23 protein-coding genes are annotated in these 20,436 nt (G+C 34.0%); 2 read left to right on the top strand and 21 right to left on the bottom strand.

The genetic code is table 11. From position 1 onward, the window contains the following. Position 1: 1 nt before the first annotated feature. From R3L15_RS12680 to R3L15_RS12590, 19 genes are read right to left on the bottom strand one after another with little or no spacing between them, the layout of a single operon-like run. Positions 2-259, bottom strand: a complete 258-nt coding sequence (locus R3L15_RS12680) for a phosphopantetheine-binding protein (RefSeq protein WP_125466380.1) — start codon at positions 257-259, stop codon at positions 2-4. Between the two features lies 1 nt (position 260). Continuing rightward, a complete protein-coding gene (locus R3L15_RS12675) occupies positions 261-878 on the bottom strand; it encodes a 3-oxoacyl-ACP synthase (RefSeq protein WP_338732104.1) in 618 nt (205 codons plus the stop codon). A 1-nt stretch (position 879) separates the two neighbouring features. After that, positions 880-1,938 (bottom strand): methyltransferase, encoded by a 1,059-nt coding sequence (locus R3L15_RS12670; RefSeq protein ID WP_338732103.1) that lies wholly within the window; start codon positions 1,936-1,938, stop codon positions 880-882. A 13-nt stretch (positions 1,939-1,951) separates the two neighbouring features. Further along, positions 1,952-3,103, bottom strand: coding sequence for a beta-ketoacyl synthase N-terminal-like domain-containing protein (locus R3L15_RS12665; protein ID WP_338732101.1), 1,152 nt, complete (start codon positions 3,101-3,103; stop codon positions 1,952-1,954). Further along, complete coding sequence (locus tag R3L15_RS12660; RefSeq protein ID WP_338732099.1) at positions 3,096-3,548, bottom strand: acyl-CoA thioesterase; 453 nt, start codon at positions 3,546-3,548, stop codon at positions 3,096-3,098. Before R3L15_RS12660 ends, R3L15_RS12665 begins: the two co-directional genes overlap by 8 nt. Next, positions 3,526-4,791, bottom strand: a complete 1,266-nt coding sequence (locus tag R3L15_RS12655) for an ABC transporter permease (protein ID WP_338732098.1) — start codon at positions 4,789-4,791, stop codon at positions 3,526-3,528. The genes R3L15_RS12660 and R3L15_RS12655 overlap by 23 nt, the downstream gene beginning before the upstream one ends. Further along, a complete protein-coding gene (locus tag R3L15_RS12650) occupies positions 4,784-5,527 on the bottom strand; it encodes an ABC transporter ATP-binding protein (protein ID WP_338732097.1) in 744 nt (247 codons plus the stop codon). Before R3L15_RS12650 ends, R3L15_RS12655 begins: the two co-directional genes overlap by 8 nt. 3 nt (positions 5,528-5,530) lie before the next feature. Beyond that, entirely contained in the window at positions 5,531-6,529 is a 999-nt protein-coding gene (locus R3L15_RS12645; RefSeq protein ID WP_338732095.1) for a BtrH N-terminal domain-containing protein, read from the bottom strand. Further along, positions 6,519-6,929: a hypothetical protein gene (locus R3L15_RS12640; RefSeq protein WP_338732094.1), complete on the bottom strand. Its 411-nt coding sequence runs from the start codon at positions 6,927-6,929 to the stop codon at positions 6,519-6,521. Before R3L15_RS12640 ends, R3L15_RS12645 begins: the two co-directional genes overlap by 11 nt. 8 nt (positions 6,930-6,937) lie before the next feature. After that, a complete protein-coding gene (locus R3L15_RS12635; protein ID WP_338732092.1) occupies positions 6,938-7,393 on the bottom strand; it encodes an ABC transporter permease in 456 nt (151 codons plus the stop codon). Continuing rightward, a complete protein-coding gene (locus R3L15_RS12630) occupies positions 7,386-7,817 on the bottom strand; it encodes a hypothetical protein (RefSeq protein WP_338732091.1) in 432 nt (143 codons plus the stop codon). The genes R3L15_RS12635 and R3L15_RS12630 overlap by 8 nt, the downstream gene beginning before the upstream one ends. Positions 7,818-7,819: 2 nt before the next feature. Beyond that, positions 7,820-8,953 carry a beta-ketoacyl-ACP synthase III gene (locus R3L15_RS12625; protein WP_338732090.1) on the bottom strand — a complete coding sequence of 378 codons (1,134 nt, stop codon included), beginning with the start codon at positions 8,951-8,953 and terminating at the stop codon, positions 7,820-7,822. 12 nt (positions 8,954-8,965) lie between these two features. Continuing rightward, complete coding sequence (locus tag R3L15_RS12620) at positions 8,966-9,889, bottom strand: dialkylrecorsinol condensing enzyme DarA (RefSeq protein ID WP_338732089.1); 924 nt, start codon at positions 9,887-9,889, stop codon at positions 8,966-8,968. Then, a complete protein-coding gene (locus R3L15_RS12615) occupies positions 9,886-10,776 on the bottom strand; it encodes a lipid A biosynthesis acyltransferase (RefSeq protein ID WP_338732087.1) in 891 nt (296 codons plus the stop codon). Before R3L15_RS12615 ends, R3L15_RS12620 begins: the two co-directional genes overlap by 4 nt. 15 nt (positions 10,777-10,791) lie before the next feature. Beyond that, positions 10,792-11,034: an acyl carrier protein gene (locus tag R3L15_RS12610; protein WP_338732085.1), complete on the bottom strand. Its 243-nt coding sequence runs from the start codon at positions 11,032-11,034 to the stop codon at positions 10,792-10,794. 7 nt (positions 11,035-11,041) lie between these two features. After that, positions 11,042-12,262: a beta-ketoacyl-[acyl-carrier-protein] synthase family protein gene (locus tag R3L15_RS12605; RefSeq protein WP_338732083.1), complete on the bottom strand. Its 1,221-nt coding sequence runs from the start codon at positions 12,260-12,262 to the stop codon at positions 11,042-11,044. A gap of 12 nt (positions 12,263-12,274) precedes the next feature. Beyond that, positions 12,275-13,006 (bottom strand): 3-oxoacyl-ACP reductase FabG, encoded by a 732-nt coding sequence (fabG, locus tag R3L15_RS12600; RefSeq protein WP_338732081.1) that lies wholly within the window; start codon positions 13,004-13,006, stop codon positions 12,275-12,277. 40 nt (positions 13,007-13,046) lie between these two features. After that, positions 13,047-14,180: a WG repeat-containing protein gene (locus R3L15_RS12595; protein WP_338732080.1), complete on the bottom strand. Its 1,134-nt coding sequence runs from the start codon at positions 14,178-14,180 to the stop codon at positions 13,047-13,049. A 2-nt stretch (positions 14,181-14,182) separates the two neighbouring features. Further along, positions 14,183-15,712 carry an aromatic amino acid ammonia-lyase gene (locus R3L15_RS12590; RefSeq protein WP_338732078.1) on the bottom strand — a complete coding sequence of 510 codons (1,530 nt, stop codon included), beginning with the start codon at positions 15,710-15,712 and terminating at the stop codon, positions 14,183-14,185. Positions 15,713-15,823: 111 nt separating this feature from the next. Here R3L15_RS12590 and R3L15_RS12585 point away from each other — a divergent pair, with 111 nt between their 5' ends. Then, positions 15,824-17,071 carry an NAD(P)/FAD-dependent oxidoreductase gene (locus tag R3L15_RS12585; RefSeq protein WP_338732076.1) on the top strand — a complete coding sequence of 416 codons (1,248 nt, stop codon included), beginning with the start codon at positions 15,824-15,826 and terminating at the stop codon, positions 17,069-17,071. 24 nt (positions 17,072-17,095) lie between these two features. Here R3L15_RS12585 and R3L15_RS12580 read toward each other — a convergent pair whose 3' ends face one another. Both R3L15_RS12580 and R3L15_RS12575 read right to left on the bottom strand, forming a co-directional pair. Further along, positions 17,096-18,763 (bottom strand): hypothetical protein, encoded by a 1,668-nt coding sequence (locus R3L15_RS12580; protein WP_338732075.1) that lies wholly within the window; start codon positions 18,761-18,763, stop codon positions 17,096-17,098. A 76-nt stretch (positions 18,764-18,839) separates the two neighbouring features. After that, a complete protein-coding gene (locus R3L15_RS12575) occupies positions 18,840-19,784 on the bottom strand; it encodes an NAD-dependent epimerase/dehydratase family protein (RefSeq protein ID WP_338732073.1) in 945 nt (314 codons plus the stop codon). A gap of 127 nt (positions 19,785-19,911) precedes the next feature. On the opposite strand from R3L15_RS12575, the gene R3L15_RS12570 reads away from it, so the two are divergent. Beyond that, the gene (locus R3L15_RS12570; protein WP_338732071.1) at positions 19,912-20,427 is read left to right on the top strand and encodes a hypothetical protein; all 516 of its coding nucleotides are present in this window, start codon (positions 19,912-19,914) and stop codon (positions 20,425-20,427) included. Positions 20,428-20,436: the final 9 nt, after the last annotated feature.

The following is a 20,436-nucleotide window of genomic DNA, read 5'->3' as shown; positions in this document are numbered from 1 at the left end:
ATTACTTAGTTCTGTGCTCTGAAATATAAGCAGCCATAGTGTTGATAGATTCAAAAATGGCACGACCTTCTTTGGGGTCGGTTAATTTTATACCATAGTTTTTGTCTAACATAACAATAAGCTCCAAGGCATCAATGGAATCTAATCCTAATCCATCACCAAAAAGCATATCGTCATTTGCAATGTCTTCTGGAGACATGTCTTCTAAATTTAATTGCTCGATTAAATTCTCTTTTAATTCTTGTTTTAATGCGTCCATATTAACTGTTATATAGTGTATTTATTTCTGTTGTATTATGTTCTATTTTTCCTTTATTGTCAACTAAATATAATAAGGCATCATAGTTGTTTTCATCATATTCTACCCAGCCGCAAAGCACTTTGTCTGCTTTTTTAGTTTCCAATAAACTATTGGCATAAGTGAGCAGATGTTTTGCGTTAAAGTTGTCAAAGATAAAAAAACTATTTTCAGAATAAAGCTTATATTTTATACTTATCTCTCCAATACAAATGTTTGGTAATGTGTAAACAAAAACAGCAGGACTTGGATAGTAGTTTTCTTTATTTTGAATAGACTCTTGATGTGTTCTATCGGAGTCTAAACTAGAAGCTTTATTTGAAAACACAATAGCTATGTTTTCTTCTTGTTCTGGAGTTACATTTTCATGGTTTAGTACAACGTTAGCCGCTATAAAGGCTAATTTACTTAAACGGTCCATTTTAAAGAACTTAGGGTATTTAATATCTAAGTTTTTGTAAGCCGATTTTATAAATTCTGAAAATGTCCCTTCTTTAGAAAAAACAAGGTTGCCATTCAAGGTAACTTGATTGTTTTTTATTTTACAAAATGACGATATATAGCTCTTGTTGTCGTGCATGTTATTTTTTCTTACAAACTAGCATGGTATGATATTCTCCTAAAGCAATATCTTCATGAATGGTCATGCCAGCTTGGTCTATAAGTTCTATTAAATCGCTAGCGGCGTACATTTTACTATTACCGTTTGCTAAAGCTGTAAAGTATAACGAAGTAGCTTCTAGGATAAATTTAGCGTTATCAAAGCGTTGTCTGTCTGTATACGTTTCGGTAATAATGAGTTCGGTATTCTCATCCATAGCATCAACACAAGTAGATAGTATACTTAAGATTTCTTCTTTAGAGAAACAATCTAAAAATTGGCATAACCATATAATATCTGCACCTTTTGGGATACTGTTATTATCTTCAAGCCAATCGATTGGATAGCCTTTTATTTGATTTTCTAACCCTTGTTTTTTTACATTGTTTAAGGCTTTGTTAAGCTGCCCTGGTAAGTCGATCATAGTTATATTAATGTCGCTGTTTTTACCACATAAAATAGAGAACTTCCCCGTATTGGCACCAATATCAAATAATGTTTTTGGATTTTTCTTGAATACAATTTTTAGAGCATCTTCAAAAATGTCATCAGAATAATGGTGATCAAATTCAAACCATGATTTTTGAATGTTTTCTGGTAATTGCGATAACCCTTCGTAAATGGTTTTCCATTGCCCTAACTCTTTTAAGCCTTCTGGTTGTCCCGTTTTAATGGCATCGTTTAAATGAAAAAGCCCTTTGTAACAAACATCTTGCGTAAAGTTAATATTAACATTAACGGTTTGATTGTAATTTAGAAAATACCCTGTAGTTGTTAACTCGTAATTGCCTAAATCGTTTTTTTGAACAATCTCTGAACTTTCAGCAATTTCTAACAAAACGCCTAAACCATATTCGCTAATAGAGAGCTCTTTTGCAAGTGTTTCTAAAGGCAATCCTTTTTGCTTTCTTTTTTCAAAAATTTTATCAAAAACCCCAAGTTTTCTAAGTGAAACAACGGCCTGAAATACAAAAGGAGCAAATGCAATTTTATGAGCTTCTTGTATGGCATCAATGGCTTTAATTGAGGTTTTTTGCATGGTAAATAGTTTTTTAGTGGATGTGTTTTTTAAAAATAACAGCAGTATTACATCCTCCAAAACCAGAAGCGGTTTTTAAAAAAGTATGTAAAGGCTGTGGTGTGGTTTTTGTTATAATATTAATAGGCTGTGTAACACCAATGTCTTCAAAGCCTAAAGAAGGATATAAGGTATTATTGTATAAAGAATGCGCTCCTATAATAGCTTCAACTAGGCCAGAGGCTCCTAAGGTATGACCAAAATAACCTTTTAAACTATTTACAGGAACATTTTCTAAATGATGACGATTAAAGGCTATAGCTTCCATCTCGTCATTATACATAGTTGCCGTACCATGAGCCGAAATATAATCGATATCTTGATGCGATACATTTGCTTGCGTCATAGCCGATTGAATACTTCGGTATAGCCCTTCACCAGTTCTTGATGGTCCAGAAATGTGGTTGGCATCATTACAAGAGCCTTCGCCAAGTATTTCAACAGCTTCTAAGACTAATTTAGTCTTGTCTTTTGTTATTAAAGTACTCGATGCTATTTCGCCAATATTTATGCCTGTTCTGTTTTTATCGTAAGGTTTACAAGGCTCTTCACTTAATGCTTGAAATGAATTAAAGCCTGATAAAATAAATTCTGTCACTAAATCGCCTCCAACAACAAACACATGGTCGTAGGCTCCTTGTTGAATATACCGTTTAGCAATGGCAATGGCTAAAACACCAGAAACACAGGCATTAGAAACAGTTATTGCTTTATTTTTAAATCCGAAATGGGTTGTTAACGCGTTCCCTAATTCATGTAAATAACTCCTGTTTTTAGGAAACGCATTGTTAGTGTCTAAAGCATCAATATTTCCTTTTGTGGTAGATATAATTAAGCCAACTTTCTCATTATTTACCTCAATATCAGATTGTGTAATAGTATCTTGTAGCGAGGTAATCATCATTTTTTCAAGCCTGGTATAGTCTTTTTTTAAGGTGACTTTACTAAAAGCCTCTTCTAAATCGCTAGAATTTATTAATGATGAATAAAATGGGTTAGGTAAAATAGAAGTATCATGAATTTTTGTTAACCCAGAAACGCCTTCATGGATTTTATTAACCACAGATTTACTATCAAAACCTAACGATGAGATAATGTTGTTATATGACAAATACACCTTACTCATGTAATAACCCAACTTGTTTTTTCCAGTTAATAAAAAAATCGGGAGCTGTTAAGGCTAAATCTCCTTCGCCAATATTATCTACAAAAACTTGTACCGTTTCTCCTGTACAAACTAAATCGCCATTTTGATTGTAAACTTCGTATCTAAAAACCATTTTAGCCGCAGGCGTATCTACATATATCGTTTTTATGGTTGCAATATCACCATAACGAAGCGGTAATTTATGGTCCGTACTAGATTTAACAATAGGTGTTGCAAAACCATATTTTTTTTGATCTAAATATGAAATGCCATGATGTCTTCCAAAAGCTTCGCGCCCATCTTCAAAGTATTGAATATAGTTTCCGTGCCACACAATACCTAACGGATCGGTTTCTACAAAGCGAATCCTAACCTTACTTGAATGTGATATTTCGTTATGTTTAGACAGCGTTTTTCTTTTCATTGTAAATTATGGCTATTCCTGTTGTAATAATAAAAAATAAAAGTAATAAAGCAATCTCCGGGAGTAAATCTAATAAGGTTCCATCTCTTAAAAATACATCGTAAAAAGCGTTTAAGCCCCAATTCATTGGTGAAATATGCGATAGTGTTTGCATAATTTTTGGCATAATAAAAACAGGTACCCAAACACCTCCCATAGCTGCTAATATAACAACTAATGTAGCACCAAAAGGTGCCGACTGCTCTTGTGTTTTTGCAATAGTACCTAATAGCAATCCTAAGCCAATGGCTGCTAAGCCTGCAAAAACAGCTACTATAAAGAGTAATGGTAATCTTCCAGATACATCTAAAGTTGGTAATCCTATTGCAGGGAAAAGATAGACGCCAACTAATAGCATTAATATAAACTGAATTAAGCAAACAATAAGATAAATAATGGTTTTGCCACCAAGAACCGTAGCATAGGATACGGGATTGGTGCGTAATCTTACAAACGTACCTTGACTTTTTTCTTTAACAATATTAATAGATAATGGCACTATAATAAAGAAGATGGCAAACAGCGTCCAGGCAGGAACATTGTGTTGTACCGAATTAGGGATGTAATCTTCTTGCTTATTTTCAGGTAGGATTTCTTTAAATGTAATAAAACTATCTGTTTCGAAGATTTTTTCTGAAGGATCGTCTGATATTTGCTCTTGAAAGGCTTGGTAAATACTTTGCGTTTCAATTTTTGAAATCATTTTATCAATGCCATTTTTCACAGAACTTTTAAAAGATAGTTGCGTAGCAGGATCGAAATATAAACGGACTTCTTTGTGTGCTATAACAGTGTTTTCTTTTTTAGTGTTTTCTTCTAAACTAAACTTGGCAAGAAGCTCTTCTACATTCTGGTCTATTTTAGATTGTAATCCTGTTGTGAGCCCTTCGGGAATAACAATAGCTAGTTGATATTTGCCTTTAAAAACAAGGTCTTTAGCTTCTGTTTCATGGCTTTTGGTAATAATTTCGAACGCATTGGAATCTTTCAAGCCATTTAAAATAGTTGTTGAAACATTGTCTTTATCATTATCAACCACTAAAATAGGAATGGTAACATCGGTAACCGTTTTAAAGGTACTATCTTGAATTAAGGTTATGGTTACAATAAGCACCAGAGGCATAATGAACAGTATAGCGATGCCGCCAATATCTCTTGATAGAAGTAAAAACTCTTTATATGTAGAGGCTAATAATTTATGCATGGTCGCGTAAGGCTTTCCCTGTTAAACTTAAAAAGACATCTTCTAGGTTATGAGCACCTTTACACTCAGTAATTAATGTTTTTGGTTGCCCTTTGGTTATAATTTTACCGTGATCTATTATGGCAACGCGTGTACAGAAATTTTCAGCTTCGTTTAAATGGTGCGAGGTATAAATTATAGTGGTGCCTTTTTGGTTTAGCTCTTGTAAATATTGAATAATAACGTTTTTCGATTGCACATCAACACCAACCGTAGGTTCGTCTAGAAATAAAACCTTTGGATTGTGTAAAATACTAGCAATTAGATTTACACGACGTTTCATGCCACCAGAAAATGTGCCTATTTTTTTATGAGCAAATTTTAAAAGTCCTAAATGCTCTAAAGAACTGTTAATTTGCTCATCTAGTTTTTTTCCTTTCAACCCGTACATGCTTCCAAAGTATTTTAAGTTTTCAAAAGCAGTAAGCGTAGGGTATAAGGCATATTCTTGCGGCACAATGCCTATTAGTTGTTTTAACTGATTTTTATGTTGCTTATAGGTTAGATTATTTATAGAAAATGTGCCCGATGTAGGTTTAATTAAAGAACATAAAATAGAGATTAGCGTTGTTTTTCCTGCGCCATTAGGACCTAAAAGCCCAAAAATTTCTTTGTCATGTATCTGCAAGCTTAAATTAGAAACTGAAAACATATCGGCTCCTTTATATTTTTTTGAAACTTGCTCAATGGTAATCATACGCTATTTTATGGCTTTTTTAAGCTTTTTAAAGAAAACTTCTTCTTTGTTTGCAATAATTTCTAATTGGTCGGCAATATTATTATAACCATCTGTTTTGCCACTTCTATTTTTATATAATCGGGAAGCATCTAGAGCAAAGTCACGCCATAAATCGCCAATTTGTGTCATCTCTTTAGATAACTCTTTTAGTTTAGGGTTGTTTAAAATATCACTAGCTTCTTGTAAAAAAGCTGCAAAAATATATCTAAAACCGCCACCACCAGTACCAATCTCTTCTTGCATTCTCACAATTTGACCTAAGTAATGATTGGCCACTTTATTCCCTTTTTTATTTGGCCATTTTCTTATAAGCCTAGACACCATTTTAATGCCTTTTACTCCCACAATAGGAATAGGCGCTAACATATCGCGACAGGTATGTTTAATTCCTTTAACAATGGCCTTTTCTAGAGTGATTTCTTTAGGGATGTAAATAGGGTAGTACATATGGCCTTTAGGAGCAAATGCCCCTTTTGCAAATCGTACTTTTTCCAACTCCTTACTAGTTAGCGTTGTAACGTGTTCCATTACAGGGTCGCTAATTAGGTAGTTGTCTTTATCTTTTCCGTAAACTACTAAGTTATGAGCGTTAAAATGAAAACGATATTCGTCTGGAAAATAAACTAAGTTGTAAACACCTACTTGTAAACCAACTGGATTGTCTTTTTTTAGGTTTTCGTCTAAGCGCTTTTTGGCATTAGAAGGCTGCTTAAATTTTTCTCTTTTAATTTTTATACCTACACGATTAGCAAAGCGTTTAAAGATAAATCCAGGCATAACACGATACGTAATGGCAGGTGCGTGATTTACCATTAAAAAAGGAATGTAACAGAATAACAATCCAGAACCAATACCAAATACCATAGGTTCGCTAACCTGAAAACCATGATGTTTCATGAGGTTTGACACTACGCCATTTTCGCAATGCGCTGACTGATGGTGCGTAAAATCAATTTCCATGTAAGGTGATGTTTTTTAGTTGTTCAATAGTAACATCAAAAACATCAGCGTATTTTTGAAGTTTTTTTTGTGATAATTTGTTAAATACTTTAGGGTTAAAATGACGTTTTACACGCCATCTCCATAAGCCAACGTAGCTTGCCAAAATACCTAAATCCATTTTATGGTATTCCATATAATACTCAATAGGGCTTGTTTCGTTGTTTAATACACGTTGTTTGGCATTTTCAACACGCTCATTTATATCTTCAATAGCATTATCTAAGGCAATAGTTTTTGGGGTCCAACCAGAGCTATTTACGGTAGTATATTTGCCATTTTCATCGACTGCATAACAAAGCTCTTTAAAATCGGCCGATTCTAAGCTGCCTTTATCTTGTGGTACATCATCTTTCTTCATACTAAGCGTTATTTAATTTCTTGAATAACTAAATTCAACTCACAAGATAATAATTCTTTATGGTCTTGCGATATCTTACATTGCAAAGTACATAAACTGTAAGCATCGGTGTCAAAGCGGGAGACTAAATTGGCTTCTGTAATGATAGAGGATTCTACTTTAGGGCAGGCTGTTATTTGTACTTTTTTTATAGCACTAATAAACCCAATAAGTTTAGTTTTTTCGCCTTGCGTATCGCTTTCTTCAAAGTAACTTTTGCCTACAATAGACGAACACGTTTGCGCGGCATTTTCTACTAAACCCGCTTCGTTAAAACAACCTTGATGGTTAAATATATTGTCTTTAGGTATGGTGAAGGAAGTGGCTACGTGGTTATCACTAATAGAAAGCACTTTGTCTACCATTAAAAATGGTGCGCGATGAGGTAAAAACTTGGTGATATCTAATGATGACAACTTACTCATTAGCAATAACAGTTTTCATTTCGCCAGAAGCAATTTCTTCATTTTTAGCATTACGTGTCGATACTTTTACCATGGTAACGCCCATAAATTCGTGTAAAATATCTGCTCTTGTAGTTATAGTTTCGTCAAGCTTGGGAAGCTTATAAACGGCTATTTTTTTTATAGAACCAATATAACCTGTTGGTGCTTCTTCGCCTTTTAAAAAATAGTCGTAACCTGTATGAAGCGCTACTGTTTGCGCCATGTGCTCTACCAAACCTGGTTCTGTAAAAACACCATCTTTTGTAAAGATATTCTCGGGTGTTATTTTTAATGAAGCCACAACAAATTCCTTAGAAAAATCTACAAGTTTATCCACCATTACAAATGGTGTCTTTTGTGGGATGAGTTCCGAAATTTGATGTGTTGGTAATTGCGAATTCATAATTACGACACGGTTAAAAGTGCATAAGCATAAGAGAATCGGGCACTCTCAGGAACAGATAATAATATTTTATCGCCTTTTTTAAGTTTACCAGAGTTAACAAGCTCTTCTAACATAAGGTAAATGGATGCTGCACCTACATTTCCTACTTTATATAAGTTCATAAACCAATTTTCCCATGGCACTTCAACACCTTGGTTTTTCATTTCTTCGTAAAGATTTTCTTTAAAGTAATATGAGGAAATATGTGGTAAATAATAGTCTATTTCGCTAGATGCCATGTTGTGTTTTTCTAGCGTTTTTTTCAAACTGTCTACACCTTTTGTTAAAATATTGGCGCCTAAAAGTTTAACATCTTGTTTTATAGCAAATAACGATTTTTTACTCCATTCGCTCGTTGGGTATTCACTCCATGGTTTTAAAAAGCCATTGTCTAACTTATCACCACCAGCATACATACAGGCTTCTATTTCATGAGCATAAGAGAAGCCTTCCATCCATTCTATTTTTAAAGGTGTTTCTCCTTTAGGTTTATTTTCCAGTAAAAATGCACCGGCACCATCGGATAACATCCAACGTAAAAAGTCTTTATTAAATGCTAAAATAGGATGTTCTTCTAATTCCTCAAGGTGTTTTACTTCATCTTCGAATATATCAGATTTCATCCAAGATGAAATTCTTTCGGAACCTGTTACTACGGCATTGTTGGTTTGTCCAGATTTAACCGATAGGAACCCAAATTTTAAAGCATTCATTCCAGAACAACAAGCACCAGATGGCGAGTTAATTTCTGTATTGCCATTTTTTAAAAACCCATGAACCATAGCGGCATGCGATGGTAAAATTTGATCGGGGCTTCCAGTACCACAAGACAGCAATTCGATATCTTGAGATGAAAAGTCTTTATCGCACAGATTTTCTACAGCTTCTTTTGTTAATTGAGCATTGTTGTGAGTAATGTTTCCATTATCATCTATGGCATAATATCTGGTTTTAATTTGATTGTTTCTAAGTACAATACGTCGTCCTTTAGAGGTTTTTCCGTTAATTGTACCTAATTTATCTTCCATTTCGTCATTTGAAATAGGACGATTTGGTAAAAATTTTGATATTCTAGTAATGTAAACTTCCTTCATTTTTATTCCCAACTATTTGTAAGCTACAGATGAATAATACGCCTTGTCTTTTTTAATCTTATTGTACAAAGGTAAATAAGTCAACAAAAATAAGATAAAAACAATTGGTGCAATAACCCAAATGGCAAATAAAAGGTAATATTTAAACATTTTTACCAATCGTGAGCGTTTTGGGGTATTTTTTTTACTTTTTGAAATAATAAACTGCGACCATTTTGAGAAAATCACATTGGCCTTTCTATCGGTAGTGATTAAAAAGGGTTTTATAGTTACAGCATCATGTTTTAAAAGGTACTGTTGCAATGTATCTAACGTGTTGAATAATAAGTGTTTAGTGATTATTGGGCCAAATTTTTTAGACTCGTTAATATCTTTTTGAGAAACGCCTGGTTTTGGGAAAATACCTAAATAACGTTTTTTTTCTCCTGTAAACATCCAAGGGCCAATGGTAATCACACTTACGTGATTTATATGGCGATCTACCAAAGCAATGTTACCTACTAAATTAGCTTTTAGATCTATTAGTCTTTTTTTCATTTTTTCTTGTGCCATAATCCACATATTTCTACAGCCTAAAACAGTCACTACAGGCGTGTCTTTAAATAGTTTCTTGGCGTCATTGGTTTCTAGAAAAGATGTTATAGGTAATGAAGGTGTTAAGTACCATACTTGATAACCAAATACAATTAAGTCGTAATTATTGTTTAAAATAGTTTGTGGTACAGGTTCTACTTGAACCGGAATTTGTTTGTAGGTTTCTGGAAAGGCTTCGAAAAAGGCTTTTTTAGGCCAAGGAAAAGGAAAAGGATTAGTTAATGTTATATTATGATAATCGACTGTTAGGTCTTCATTAGACTCAAATGAAGACGCGATGTTTTTAACAATTTCGGTAAGTTGTCCAGATTGGGAGTAGTGTAATACAAGAATTCTTTTCATGGTTTGGTTGGCGTTTTATCCCAAAAGTCGAAGTAATTAAACCATTGTAATGGGTATTTTTCGAGCATCCAAGATACACTTTCTGTATATTCTTTCAATAACATATTGGCATCTCGTTTTTTTGCTTGAGATTTTCTAGCATACAAATGGTAGTGTTTATTGGTTTCTTTCATAACATAAACGAATAAAACGGGGACATTTAATCGCGATGCTAATAAAAATGGTCCAGCAGGGAACTTGGCGTTTTCGCCTAATAAATCATGAGTTAAAAATTTGGTGCCAGGAATAAAGCGGTCGCCAGTTATACAAACTAATTCGTTTCTGGCTAGAGCGGCGTTAATTTCAAAAATATGAGAAAGGTCTTCTTTAATTATAATAAGATTAACTTTAGACTTTCCAGTGACGCTTTCTATGTAATCTTTTATGGCCGAGTGTTCTACATCGGTGGTTAAAAGGCTAATGGCAGCATGTTCTTCTAGTTCGCCAAAAAAATGTTCGGCTATTTCAAAGTTGCCCACATGGGCACTTATTAAAACGCCTCCTTTTTTAGCTTTTAAGGTGTCTCGTATTAAGTTTATGCCATCAAAGTCGTAAGTAAACCTGTCTCGTAATCCAGAGGATATGGCCACTTTATCTATAATAGTTTGGCCGAAAACATAGTAACTTTTATATATGTTTATAAGGCTATTAAACCAAGTAAGGCGTACCCTTTTATTGAAATAATAAAATATAGATTTAGAGCTAGAGTAGGAGAATAGTGTATAGTAAGTAGCTACAAAGTACAATACAAAATAAGCAGTACTTAAGCCAAGTTTTTTCATAAGAAACACAAAAATCTTGTACCCAAGAACGGTGCCTCTAGACTTGCCTTTCCACTCAGTAGCCATAAACCATAAATATGTTTAGCTTAATTTATTTTCAATGAGATTATAAAAATCTTGAAGTGTTTTTACGTTTACAAAGTCTTCGCCAACTAATTTCACACCAAAGTTAGACTCGATAGCCACTACTAAGTCAACAAAATCTAAGCTGTCTAACTCTAAGGTTTCTTTTAGGTCAGCTTCAGGAGCAATGTCATCTTTTTCTACTTCAAACTCTTCTATAAGAAAGTTGTTTATTTTTTCAATAATAACTTCTTTATCCATTACCACACTAAATATTTTTTATTATTAATGCTGAATTTGTTCCTCCAAATCCAAAAGAATTGGACAAAAATACATCAAATTTTTTATCTAACGTTTTACTTACTAAATTTAATTTTGCAGCGTCTTCATCTGGTTGATTGAGGTTTATACTAGGCGCAATAAAACCAGATTTCATCATAATTAAAGAGTAAATAACTTCACTTGCTCCAGCCATCCAACATTCGTGTCCTGTCATAGATTTTGTAGAGCTTACAAAAGGGCCATTTTCACCAAAAACTTCAAATATAGCTTTAGCTTCATTCGCATCGCCAACAGGTGTTGAGGTAGCGTGAGCATTTACATAATCTATTATATTAGCAGGAATGTTTGCTTGTTCTAAAGCCATTTTCATTGCTCTTGATGGACCGTTTACATTAGGCGTAGAGATATGTTCTCCATTTGATGAAAACCCGTATCCTATAACTTCTCCTAAAATTGGCGCGCCTCTTTCTACGGCCGATTCGTAAGATTCTAGAATTAATGTTGCGGCTCCGCCACTTGGTACTAAGCCGTCTCTTGCTACATCGAAAGGTCTTGATGCTTCCTGTGGGTTGCTTGTGTTTGTTGAAAATACGCCTAAGCCATCAAAACTACCCATAGCTAATTTGTTGATTTCTTGGGCGCCGCCACAAATAACACAGTCTTGTAATCCGCTTTTTATTAGTTGATAAGCCATGCCTATGGCATGTGAACCGCTAGCGCAAGCCGCGCTTACGGTAAAGTTAATACCCGTAAGTTTAAAGATGGTAGATAAATTCATGGTAACACTAGAATTCATACCCTGAAAAATAGCGCCACTACCTACTAAAGTGGTGTCTTTTTTCTCTCTAATTTTATCATTAGACTCGGTAACCGATTTGGCTGTGCTATCGTTTCCGTATAAGATACCAACTTCGTTATTGTCTATAAAATCTTGTGAAATATTAGCGTTTTCTAAAGCTTCTACGGTAGCCATGTAGGCGTACTCGCTTTCTTCTCCCATGCTAATACGTTGTCTTCTAGAAAGAGCCTTTTTTAAGTTTGGTTTTGGTACCATACCTGTAAGTGGCGATCGATAACCAAATGCAATACGTTCTTCATCGACAACAATTCCAGATGTACCGTTATAAAGCGATTCTTTTACTTTATTTATATTTTCTCCAATACAGGAATAAATACCCATTCCTGTAATCACAACACGTTTCGTCATACTCGAAATAAATTAAGAGTAAATCCCTCCATTAATATTAATCACCTCGCCTGTAATATACGATGCTTTATCCGAAACTAAAAAAGAAACTGTATGGGCGACTTCTTCTGGAGTACCAAAGCGGTTCATAGGAATCATGCCTTTTAGTTCTTTTTCATCTAATTCTGCAGTCATATCAGACTGAATAAATCCTGGAGCGACAGCATTTACGGTTATTTTTCGTTTAGCAACTTCCTGAGCTAATGCTTTTGTAGCCCCTATTAAAGCGCCTTTTGCAGCTGAGTAATTGGTTTGTCCTGGTGTACCTTTTACCCCAGAAACAGAAGCGATATTTACAATTCTACCGTAACGGTTTCTAAGTAATTTTTGAATAAAGAAATTGGTGACATTGTAAAATCCGTTAAGCGATGTGTTTATAACATTGTCCCAATCTTCTTTAGGCATCCACATAAATAAGCCGTCTTTTGTAATTCCGGCATTATTAACAATGACTTCTACTGTGGCATCTGGATTATTTTCTTGCCAAGTGTTTAATTGAGAGGTTACATTTTCGGTGTCGGAGACATTAAATTGAATAATTTCTCCTGTGTTCCCTTCAGCTTCGACAACTTTGAGTGTTTCTAAAGCTGCAGTTTGATTACTGTTGTAATTAATTATAATGTGGTAGTTGGTGTCTTTTGCTAATTGTATGCAAATGGCTCTTCCAATACCTCTAGATCCACCTGTAATTAGGGCGCATTTCATGTATTGTTGGTTTAGTTGTTAGTTGGGTTTTGGTTTAGTTTTAGTAAAAAAGTTCTAGATTTTGAAACCAAGAACTATTTATAGGTTTATCTTCAGAATTGATAAAAATCCATTGTTTTTCATATTTTACTCTGGCTAGACCATTTATAAATCCTTTTTCTTCTTTATTTCCAAAAATAGCGCCAAAGCCAACAGAAGAAATTCCATATTTTTCTCCAATAACCATTTTGCCTTCTTTATTAATAAAGCCCCAAAGTTTTTTTGTTTTTACAGGAGCTAAACCATCTTTACTAAAAATTTCGGCATCTCTATACTCAAAAGGCACAACAACATCTCCTTGAGTATTAATATAACCCCATTTTTTACCTTTACAAACAGGGGCTAAACCATTAGAGAATGCTCTTGCTTTATCGTAAGTAGGTTTTACAACCCATTCACCTTTATTGTTAATGTAACCAATATCACCGTCTTTTTTGGCGTAAGTTATATCGCTATTATAGGAGAAGTCCCAAATTTTTTCAGCGCCAGGAACAACTTTAAATTCGCCATTAATTATAAGACCATGGTCATCGCCTTTATTGGCTACAATGTTACCATTGTAATTGTTGCTTACACCATCGTAAACGGTTTTTACATGATAGTTTCCTTGGGTATCTATTAATCCCCATTTGTCTCCTTCGCGAACTTTGGAGTACCCATTTTCAAAATCGAATGCTTTAGTGAATTTTGGTGCAATAACAACGTCGCCTTTAGAGTTAATAAAGCCAACAAGATCACCTTGTCTTATTTGAGCAAACCCTTCTTGAAAGTCGTATAATTTATCTGAAGTAACTTGTGTTAAGACTTTCTCTCCTTTCGTATTAATGTAAAACCACTCTTTTTCATTTTCAACTATAGCTATTCCAGAGTTAAATTCTTTGACGCGATCAAATTGTGCTGGAATAGTCCATTCGCCACTGCGGTTTATGTAGCCCCATTTTCCATCGTCATTCATGGCTTCTGCTAAATCGCCAGAAAAACTTTTTGCTTTTTCAAATTGTGGTTTTATATGCCACTCGCCAGTTGTGTTAATATAGCCGTATTTTCCATCGTCAAGTCTAGCTAAGGCAAGTTCTTGTGCAAAACTGGTAAAAAAACCAACAATGCTTAGAAATAAAAATACTTTAAGTTTCATGATTAATAGCTTTTATGATTTATAATAAATTCTTTAACGCTGTTAACGTATGGATACATAACAACGTCTTTGGTAAAGATAGGAACTATCTCTCGAATTTCATCATAAATCTTTCTTGTCTTTGCCGAAACGTCATCTTTTACATCCATGTATTCAATGGCTTGAACAATTGTGATAAGCTCTATGGCAAGAACCTCAAATGCATTTTCAATTACTTTTTTTGTAATAAGCGCTGCATTGGTTCCCATGCTAACAATATCTTGATTATCGTTATTGTTTGGAATGCTATGAACATACATTGGGTTTGAAAGCATTTGGTTTTCGGCGGTGGTAGATGTTGCCGTAAATTGAACGCCTTGCATGCCAAAGTTTAAACCTAACTCACCTAGATTAACAAAAGGTGGGAGCATATCATTTAATCTAGCATTAAGTAGGTAGTTTAATTGGCGTTCTGAAAGCATACTAAGTTTAGTAACAGCAAGCTTTAATTTATCCATTTCTAACGACACATAATCTCCATGGAAGTTTCCGCCGTGATATACATGTTGTTTTTCAACATCTACAATAGGGTTGTCGTTTGCAGAGTTAACTTCTTCAATTAAAATCTTTTCAACGCTATTTAAGGTGTCTAAAACAGGTCCTAAAATTTGTGGGACACAGCGTAAGGAGTAATATTCCTGGACCTTTTCTTTGAAAACAGAAACGTCTTCGTTTTTAGAGTAAAGGTGATGCTCGCGTTTTCGGGTAAGCTTACTATCTTTTAAATGCTCTCGCATGTTTTTAGCAATTTGCTGTTGCCCTTTGTGTTTTTTTGAATTGTTTAGCTCTAACGATAAATGATCATCGTAAGCCTTAACAATTTCATTTATAGCTGCCGAGCAGGCCGTCATCCAATTAAGTAAGCGACGTGTATAAAGTGTGTTAACTAAGCCAATACCCGTCATAACCGACGTTCCGTTCATTAAGGCTAGTCCTTCTCTGAGTTCGACAGAAATAGGTGATAAGTTTTCAGTTTCAAAAACATCTTTAGTTTGGCGTCTTTCACCTTTATAAAACACTTCGCCTTCACCAATAAGGACTAAGGCTAAATGTGCTAATTGCACTAAATCGCCGCTAGCACCAACGCCACCGTGTTCGTAAATTAAAGGTGTAATGTCTTTATTAATAAATTCGGCCATAAGTTTTACAACCGATTTATGCACCCCAGAATTTCCTAAGGAAAGGGTGTTCATTCTAGCCACCATAGCGGCTTTAACATACATAGGCGGAATAGGTTGTCCCGTTCCAGAGGCATGACTGCGTATAAGGTTGTATTGTAGTTGAATACGTTCGGAGTCTTTAATTTTATATTGAGCCATTGGTCCAAACCCCGTGTTTACTCCGTATATAACTTTGTTTTCAGAGAATTCTTTTAAGAAATTGAAACTTTTATCTAAGGTTTCAATAACCGATTCGTCTATGGTGATTTGTTGATTATCAAAAATGATTTTGTAGAAATCTGCTATTTCTAAGGTCCCGTTGAATGTTAGCATTAATTTATTGGTTGGGTTATTTTTTTGTGTAAAACTTTAAAAACTAAAACTAAAATAGTTATTTTGGATTGCAAATTTAAAATAATATATGAATTATATACTATTATGACTATGAGCCATGTAAATACAGATGTTTTAATTATAGGTGCAGGGCCATCTGGATGCGTTTCGGCGGCCTATTTACATCGCCAAGGAATTAACGTGAAAGTTGTTGAAAAAAGCCAGTTTCCAAGGTTTGTTATTGGCGAAAGCTTGTTGCCTAGGTGTATGGATCATTTTCAGGAAGTAGGACTTTTAGATTGTTTAAAAGCTGAAGGATTTGAGGTTAAACCTGGCGCGCGGTTTTTAAGAGATGATATTGTATGTCATTTCGATTTTAGTAAAAAACATACCGACGGTTGGGATTGGACTTGGCAAGTGCCTAGAGCCGATTTTGATAATGCTTTAGCTCAAGAACTCATAAAAAAAGGTGTTGATATTGCTTTTCAGCATGAAGTAGTTGATGTTGTGTTTAATGACGATGGAAGCTCTCAAACCACCATAAAAAATGCCGAAGGAGAAGCTTATCAGGTCAATGCAAAGTTTATTGTAGACTCTAGCGGTTATGGTCGTGTTTTACCAAGACTTTTAGGGTTAGATAAACCTTCTAGTATGCCAGAACATTCTTCTATTTTTACACATGTAAAAGACTTAAATAGGCCTGAAGGAAAGGAAGGCACCATGATTACGTTTGATGTATTAGATAAAGATACCTGGTTTTGGGTTATTCCATTTTCTAATGGTATAACCAGTTTAGGGTTTGTAGGTAAAAATGAATTTATAGATTCTTTTGAAGGAACAACTACAGAGCGCATGAAACAGATGATAGAAACCTCTGAGTATTATAAAAAACGGTTTTCTGGATTAGACTTTGAATTCGATCCTATTTGTATTCGAAATTATTCCAAGGCTGTTACTAAATTTTATGGAAACGGTTTTGTGTTAACAGGAAATAGCGCTGAGTTTTTAGATCCTGTATTTTCATCTGGAGTAACTTTTGCTACCGAATCGGCTTTGTGTTCAGCTAAGTTAATTGCAAAACAATTACAGGGAGAAACTGTAGATTGGGAAAAAGAGTACGCCGATTATATAACGTATGGCGTAGATGTTTTTAGAACTTATGTTGAAGAATGGTATACGGGAAATTTACAAACCTTATTTTTTCACCGACCAGAAAATCCAGACATTAAAAAACAAATATGTGCTGTTTTAGCTGGATATGTATGGGATAAAACCAATCCTTTTGTAAGAAAGCATAAACGAATTGTGGCTAATTTAGCCCATTTAATTAATATGGAAAAAGAACAAGCGAATAGTTAAGTCTATTCGCTTGTTTTAAGTAAATTATTTTAAGCCAATTTTTACAAGAACATCTTCTTTTCTTTTCTTGTAAAACTCAACAATAAATGATGTATCAGATGTTTTTATAACACGATCGGTATTAAATTTTTCTGCTACAAATTCATCGGTAAGGTTTCGTGTATCAAAAACGCTACTTTTAGACATGTTTCCACTATCAAAATTAATTTTGTAAGACGTTAAATAGCCTCCTTTACCGTCGGTATGTTTGTAAGGGTACTTGTCTTCAGGTAAATCCATATTTTTCACATTATCTAAGAATAACACAAACAAATCGTTAGGTGTTGTAAGGTATGTGTACGACATACCTCCTTGACTATAGTCGCCTTGTTGTTTTTTAGGTATTTTTTTAAACCATGCTAAAGAGCCATCGGCATTTACTTTAGTAGCTAATATGTTTTCGTAGTGGTAGGAGTAATATGTACCTGTATATTGCGAGCGATGTCTTACAACATAAAACTGTTCGCCTATTAAAGTGACGGATCCATTATTATGAATAACAAAATCTCTTAAAACCATATTTTGAAGTTCGGCACCTTCATCGTTTTCCTTTTTACTATTTCTTTTTTTAGCTCTTTTACTAATGTATAGGTTTATAACATCTAAAGGAATTTCATGGGTGACTGATTTTAAAATTTCACCATCTTTAGATAGCTTAAAAATAACAACCCCATCGGCACTATCTTTATTATGTTTTTTACTTATAAAACTTCCTTTTAAAAGCCCTTTATTATAGTATCCGGCACAATATATTTGGTTGTTACTTGTTTCAAACAGGCTAATGCCGTTTATAAAAATTTTGTCTAGTTCTATTTTGGTTTTGGCTATATTGGTTTCGCCTTTTAATAACCTAAATAGCTCAATGTGATAGTTAGCGTTTTCGTCTCTTTTTTTCTTTTTATCATCATTGCTATCATCGTCAAAAACTTTTGTAAGAATGTAACCTTTGCCTTCGTTATCTACAGCAAAATCGAGTAAATCCATGCGTCTTTCGGTATAAGGCATCTTGTATTCTTTACTCCAATCTAGAGACATGTCGTTAGTATTGAAAACATTAACACCTATAATGTCGTAACTTTTAACATCTCGCTTTACTTCAGGCTTTTTTCTGTATTGAATTAAAAGTTTACCATTATCTTGAGAGGTTAAAAAGTCAAATTTCATGCCTTTAGAGATTTGTAATCCCATAATATGCATGGTTGTAAAAAAGGAGCCACCTAATTCTCCTTCTATATCTAGAACTTTAACCGAATTTTTGTCTATTTCACATGTGTTTATGTCGATAGTGTTGTAAAATAAACGGTCGTGTTGTGTTTCATCTGACCAAGATGAGTAGAAAAAATAGATCTTATCATTAAATTGAAGCATTCTCTCTGGGTGATAATTTTTTGGCAGAAAATAATCTTCTTTATACTCTTTTCTTATCGTTTCTTCTAAAGAGTTGGTGTTAAACTGTTGTACATAAACAGAACTTCTACGCATTTTAATGGCAACCATTTTATCATTGTGAACAAAGAATTTTCTTTTTCCATCAATAACTTCGTAAGGCTTACCAACTTCATATGAATATTCTGAAGATGTATTGTTAGATTGTGAATAGACCGTTAATCCTAAAAAAAGACTTAGGATTAAAAGAACAATGTTTTTTTTCATGTTTTAAATTTACTTTGGTTAAATACGCGAAGCGGGCAAAGTAAGAAAATAAAACAAAAAAGAAAACCTAACCAATTTAAGATTTAGATAAATTATCTAGCATTTCCTTGGTAATGGCATCCAAATCAAAGGAGTGTTTCCAGTTCCAATCGTTTCTAGCGTGAGAGTCATCAATACTTTTTGGCCAAGTGTCTGCAATGTGCTGCCTGTAGTCTGTTTTGTAAGTAATTGTAAAGTCAGGAATATGTTTTTGTATGGCTTTAAACACCTCGTTAGGCGTAAAGCTTACTGCAGCTAAGTTATACGACGACCTTATTTTTATAGCACTATTGTTGGCATGCATAATATCTACGGTAGCTTTTATGGCATCGTCCATAAACATCATAGGGAGTTTGGTGTCTTCAGATAAGAAACACTCATAAGTGTTATTTTTTAAAGCTTCGTGATAAATTTCTACAGCATAATCTGTGGTGCCGCCACCAGGAAGGGTTTTCCAGCTTATAATACCTGGGTAACGAATGCTTCGTACATCAACCCCGTAGTTTTTATGATAATATTCGCACCAACGTTCGCCAACTTGTTTGGTTATACCATAAACAGTAGAAGGTTCTACAATGGTATGTTGGGGCGTATTGTCTTTAGGTGTTGTTGGTCCAAAAACAGCAATGCTAGACGGCCAAAACACTTTTTTTATAAAGCCTTCTTTGGCTAGGTTTAACACATGAAATAAAGAATTCATGTTTAAATCCCATGCTTTCATAGGGTATTTTTCTCCTGTAGCACTTAACATAGCGGCCATTAAATAAACGGTATTAACATCATGTTTTTCTACACAATCTTTTACCGAAGCGTAATCTTGCGCATCAACTATTTCGAATGCACCAGAGTTTACAACACTTAAATTATTATAATTAATATCGCTGGCAATCACGTTGTCGTTGCCATGAAGTTCTCTTAGTTTAAATGTTAACTCAGAACCAATTTGCCCGCAAGCGCCAATAATTAAAATTTTCGGAGTCATGTACCCAATTTTAAGGGTTCAAAAGTAAAAATATTTTGCCTTAAATAGCTTAAAAATATATTAAAATCACTCATTATAGATGTATAAATCACGAAATCAATATATTTGTAATTCTAAGCGTTTTCCTATGAAAAAACTGGTTGTTATTTGTTTGTTATTGTTGTTTTTTTCTTGTGGCCAAGAAGAAAATAATACGCAAAAAAGTACTGCTCAAGAGACTACTTCTTACAAGTTGACTAAAAAAGAGGTGAGTAAAATTAATATTATTGAATTTGAGCTTGACGCTAAAGTAAAAAAGATAACTCAAGACTGGGGAAAATATAACGAACTTAGTAATGTAATAGATAATGTAAAGAATGGCGATACGTCATTTTTTATGGGAAATCATGAAACTTTAGAAGCGTTGTTAAATGATTTTAAAACCTCGCTGCCAAAACAACTAAACTCTCCTTCGGTACAAGCTAGAATAGTATCTTTAGAAAATGCTTTTTATAAATTTGAAAGCTTGATAGGCCTTTCTAATAGTAAGCAGGAAAATGTTCTTGAGTCGCTAAAAACACTACTTACATCTTTTTCTAACTTAAAATTTCAAATGAATAAAAAATTAGAAAGAGAATCTCAAAAAATTGAAAAACCTGTCTAATTTAGTAAA

Origin of the sequence: Mangrovimonas cancribranchiae (assembly GCF_037126245.1) — a bacterium.
Classification (GTDB): Bacteria; Bacteroidota; Bacteroidia; order Flavobacteriales; family Flavobacteriaceae; genus Mangrovimonas; species Mangrovimonas cancribranchiae.
This window is presented reverse-complemented; position numbering and strand designations above follow the sequence as displayed.

What these genes read in the sequence shown, in the direction of transcription:
- R3L15_RS12680 (WP_125466380.1), bottom strand. Translation starts at nt 259, where the DNA reads ATGGACGCATTAAAACAAGAATTAAAAGAGAATTTAATCGAGCAATTA.
- R3L15_RS12675 (WP_338732104.1), bottom strand. Translation starts at nt 878, where the DNA reads ATGCACGACAACAAGAGCTATATATCGTCATTTTGTAAAATAAAAAAC.
- R3L15_RS12670 (WP_338732103.1), bottom strand. Translation starts at nt 1,938, where the DNA reads ATGCAAAAAACCTCAATTAAAGCCATTGATGCCATACAAGAAGCTCAT.
- R3L15_RS12665 (WP_338732101.1), bottom strand. Translation starts at nt 3,103, where the DNA reads ATGAGTAAGGTGTATTTGTCATATAACAACATTATCTCATCGTTAGGT.
- R3L15_RS12660 (WP_338732099.1), bottom strand. Translation starts at nt 3,548, where the DNA reads ATGAAAAGAAAAACGCTGTCTAAACATAACGAAATATCACATTCAAGT.
- R3L15_RS12655 (WP_338732098.1), bottom strand. Translation starts at nt 4,791, where the DNA reads ATGCATAAATTATTAGCCTCTACATATAAAGAGTTTTTACTTCTATCA.
- R3L15_RS12650 (WP_338732097.1), bottom strand. Translation starts at nt 5,527, where the DNA reads ATGATTACCATTGAGCAAGTTTCAAAAAAATATAAAGGAGCCGATATG.
- R3L15_RS12645 (WP_338732095.1), bottom strand. Translation starts at nt 6,529, where the DNA reads ATGGAAATTGATTTTACGCACCATCAGTCAGCGCATTGCGAAAATGGC.
- R3L15_RS12640 (WP_338732094.1), bottom strand. Translation starts at nt 6,929, where the DNA reads ATGAAGAAAGATGATGTACCACAAGATAAAGGCAGCTTAGAATCGGCC.
- R3L15_RS12635 (WP_338732092.1), bottom strand. Translation starts at nt 7,393, where the DNA reads ATGAGTAAGTTGTCATCATTAGATATCACCAAGTTTTTACCTCATCGC.
- R3L15_RS12630 (WP_338732091.1), bottom strand. Translation starts at nt 7,817, where the DNA reads ATGAATTCGCAATTACCAACACATCAAATTTCGGAACTCATCCCACAA.
- R3L15_RS12625 (WP_338732090.1), bottom strand. Translation starts at nt 8,953, where the DNA reads ATGAAGGAAGTTTACATTACTAGAATATCAAAATTTTTACCAAATCGT.
- R3L15_RS12620 (WP_338732089.1), bottom strand. Translation starts at nt 9,889, where the DNA reads ATGAAAAGAATTCTTGTATTACACTACTCCCAATCTGGACAACTTACC.
- R3L15_RS12615 (WP_338732087.1), bottom strand. Translation starts at nt 10,776, where the DNA reads ATGGCTACTGAGTGGAAAGGCAAGTCTAGAGGCACCGTTCTTGGGTAC.
- R3L15_RS12610 (WP_338732085.1), bottom strand. Translation starts at nt 11,034, where the DNA reads ATGGATAAAGAAGTTATTATTGAAAAAATAAACAACTTTCTTATAGAA.
- R3L15_RS12605 (WP_338732083.1), bottom strand. Translation starts at nt 12,262, where the DNA reads ATGACGAAACGTGTTGTGATTACAGGAATGGGTATTTATTCCTGTATT.
- fabG (WP_338732081.1), bottom strand. Translation starts at nt 13,006, where the DNA reads ATGAAATGCGCCCTAATTACAGGTGGATCTAGAGGTATTGGAAGAGCC.
- R3L15_RS12595 (WP_338732080.1), bottom strand. Translation starts at nt 14,180, where the DNA reads ATGAAACTTAAAGTATTTTTATTTCTAAGCATTGTTGGTTTTTTTACC.
- R3L15_RS12590 (WP_338732078.1), bottom strand. Translation starts at nt 15,712, where the DNA reads ATGCTAACATTCAACGGGACCTTAGAAATAGCAGATTTCTACAAAATC.
- R3L15_RS12585 (WP_338732076.1), top strand. Translation starts at nt 15,824, where the DNA reads ATGAGCCATGTAAATACAGATGTTTTAATTATAGGTGCAGGGCCATCT.
- R3L15_RS12580 (WP_338732075.1), bottom strand. Translation starts at nt 18,763, where the DNA reads ATGAAAAAAAACATTGTTCTTTTAATCCTAAGTCTTTTTTTAGGATTA.
- R3L15_RS12575 (WP_338732073.1), bottom strand. Translation starts at nt 19,784, where the DNA reads ATGACTCCGAAAATTTTAATTATTGGCGCTTGCGGGCAAATTGGTTCT.
- R3L15_RS12570 (WP_338732071.1), top strand. Translation starts at nt 19,912, where the DNA reads ATGAAAAAACTGGTTGTTATTTGTTTGTTATTGTTGTTTTTTTCTTGT.